1 protein-coding gene is annotated in these 3,081 nt (G+C 77.6%); it reads left to right on the top strand.

Annotation, left to right across the window (positions count from 1 at the left end):
• Positions 1–3,081: non-ribosomal peptide synthetase (locus tag ABD323_RS40240; RefSeq protein ID WP_344447076.1), on the top strand; the 3,081-nt coding region annotated here is incomplete at both ends.

Raw genomic sequence — 3,081 nt, 5'->3', positions numbered from 1 at the left:
CCGCTGACCGCGCACGGCAAGACCGACCGCGCCGCGCTGCGGGCCCGCTCGGCCGGTGAGCGGCCGCCGGCCGCGCCGCCGCGCACCGCCACCGAGGCGCTGCTGGTGGACATCTGGTCGGAGGTGTTCGGCTTCCGGGTCGGCGTGGACGAGCCGTTCGAGGAACTCGGCGGGCACTCGCTGCGGGCGATGCGGATCATCGCCCGGGTCGCCGAGCGCTGCGGGGCCGACCTCGCGCCGGCGGACGTGTTCGGCGGGCGGACGGTCGCCGACCTGGCCCGTACGGTCGACGGCCTGGCCGATCGGGTCGCCGACCCGTTCGCCGACCCGCTCGCCAGCGGGGCCCCGGGGTCCCCGGCCGAGGCCGGTGACGCCCCGCTGACCTCGGCCCAGGCCCGCTACTGGTTCATCGACCAGTTCGCGCCCGACCCGGCGATCTCCAACGTCTCCCTCGCCCTGACCGTGACCGCCGACCCGCGGCCAGCCGCCGCGGACGCCCCCGCTGCCGTGGACGCCCCCGCCGCCCCCGCCGTCGAGACCTGGGCGCTGGCCGAGAGCATCGCCGAACTGGTGCGCCGGCACCCGGCGTTGCGCACCGCCTACGTCGAGACCCCGCAGGGCCCGCGCCAGCGGGTGCTGCCGTGGACCGGCAGCGCGGACGACCTGGTGGAGACGCTCGACCTGCGCGAGGCGCCCGACTCCGCAGCCGCCCGGTTCGCCGAGCGGGCCGCCAGGCCGTTCGACCTGACCCACCCGCCGCTGCTGCGCGCCGTGCTGGCCCGAACCGCCGCCGACCGCTGGGAGATCTGCCTGACGGTCCATCACATCGCCGTCGACGGACGCTCGGTGGAGATCCTGCTGGCCGACCTGGCCGAGGTCTACCCCGCGCTGGCCGCCCACCGGCGTCCCGCCGAACGGCCCGCCGGCCCGGACCCGGCGGCCCCGGCCCGCTGGGAGCAGAGCCAACTGGACCGGCACCCCGACCTGTTGGCGTACTGGACCCGCGCGTTGGAGGGCGCCCCGGCGCTGCTCGACCTCGCCCCCGGCGAGACCCGCCCACCGCAGCCGAGCTTCCGCGGCGCCACCGTCGGCCGCCGGCTGCCGGTCGGGCTGCGCGCCACCCTGGATCGGACCGCCCGCCGGCTCGGCGCCACCCCGTACATGGTGCTGCTGGCAGGCCTGTTGACGGTGCTGCACCGCCACACCGGGCAGCACGACCTGGTGGTCGGCACCCCGGTCGACGATCGGGCGAGGACGGCCTTCGAGTCGACCGTCGGCTGCTTCGTCAACACCCTGCCGCTGCGCGTGGACGTGCTGGGCGGGCCGGCAGGCGGCCCCGACCGGGCGAGCGCGCCGGACTTCGCCGGGCTGGTCGAGCGGGTGCGGGCGGTCACCACCGACGCGTACGCGCACCGGGCGCTGCCGTTCGAGCGGCTGGTGGAGGAGCTGACGCCGGGCGGGCGCCGAGCCCACCACCCGCTGTTCCAGGTGATGCTGGTGCTCCAGCAGCCGGAGGCCACCGAGGTCCGGCTGCCCGGCGCGACCCTCCGCTTCGAGGGCGAACTCCCCGCCGAGCGGGCGCGGTTCGACCTCACCGTGGTGCTCGACCGGGACCGGCTCGCGATCGAGTACGCCACCGACCTCTTCGACGCCGCCTTCGCCGAGCGGCTGGCCGACCACCTGCTGCGGGTGCTGGCCGCCGCCGGCGCGGACCCGGCCACCGCCCTGGCGGAGATCGAGCTGCTGACCGAGGCCGATCGGGAGCAGGTGCTGGCCTTCGGCCGCGGCGCGCCCGCCCGCCGGCCCGGTCCGGTGCACGAGCGCATCGCCGGCCCGCCCGGGCGGCCGGCCGTCCTCTGCGAGGGGGAGAGCCTGGACTACGCCGAGCTCGACGCCGCCGTCAACGGCCTCGCGCTGGCGCTGATCGGGCGCGGCCTGAGGGCCGGCACCCCGGTCGCGGTCTGCCTGCCGCGCTCGGTGGACTCGGTGGTCGCGATGATCGCCGTGCACCGCGCGGGCGGGGTGTACGTGCCGATGGACCCGGCCTTCCCCGACGAGCGGCTGCGGCAGCTCCTGGCCGACGCCGCGCCGCCGTTCGCGGTCTGCACCGAGGGCCCGGGCGGCACCGGGAGCCGGCTGCGGGCGCTGGCCGCCGGGCCGCTGACCACCGTCGAGGCCCGCCAGCCGGGCGCCCCGGCGGCGCCGGCGGTCCGGCTCGACGAGGACGACGTCGCCGACATCATGTTCACCTCCGGCTCCACCGGCCGGCCCAAGGGCGTCCTGCTGACCCACGGCGGCCTGGCCAACCTGGTCGCCGCCAAGGTCGAACTCTTCGACGTGCGGCCCGACTCCACCGTGCTGCAGTTCGTCGCGTTCGGCTTCAGCGTCTCGATCTCCGACGTCTACATGACCCTCACCACCGGCGGCACCCTGCTGGTGCGCGGCGAGGCGGAGCTGGCCGGCGAGGACCTCGCCGCGCTGATCCGCCGGCACGCCGTCACCAACCTGGTGCTGCCCGCCTCCGTCCTCGCCGCGCTGCCGGACACCGACCTGCCGTCGGTGCGCGCGATCACGGTGGGCGGCGAGGCGTGCAGCGCCGCCCTGGTGGACCGCTGGGCGCCGGGCCCCGACTTCGTCAACGCCTACGGCCCCACCGAGGCCACCACCGCGACCGCGGTGGGCCGCTGTCGCCCCGGCGGCGGCCGGCCCACTATCGGGCGGCCGATCCCCGGCGCCCTGGTCTACCTGCTGGACGAGCGTCGGCGCCCGGTGCCGATCGGCGTCCCGGGCGAGCTGTACGTCGGCGGGGCGGGGGTGGGCCGCGGCTACCTCGGCCGCCCCGAGCTGACCGCCGAGCGCTTCCTGCCCGACCCGTTCGCCGGCGGGCGGATGTACCGCACCGGCGACCTGGCCCGGTGGCTGCCCGACGGCCGGATAGCCCTGCTCGGCCGCAACGACGACCAGGTCAAGGTGCGCGGCGCCCGGGTCGAGATCGCCGACGTCGACGCCGCGCTGCGCCTGCACCCGGCGGTCGCCGAGGTGGCCGCCACCCTGCAGCGCCCCCCCGTGGGCGGGGGGCGG

The organism is Kitasatospora nipponensis (genome assembly GCF_039528135.1).
Lineage (GTDB): Bacteria > Actinomycetota > Actinomycetes > Streptomycetales > Streptomycetaceae > Kitasatospora > Kitasatospora nipponensis.
This window is presented reverse-complemented; position numbering and strand designations above follow the sequence as displayed.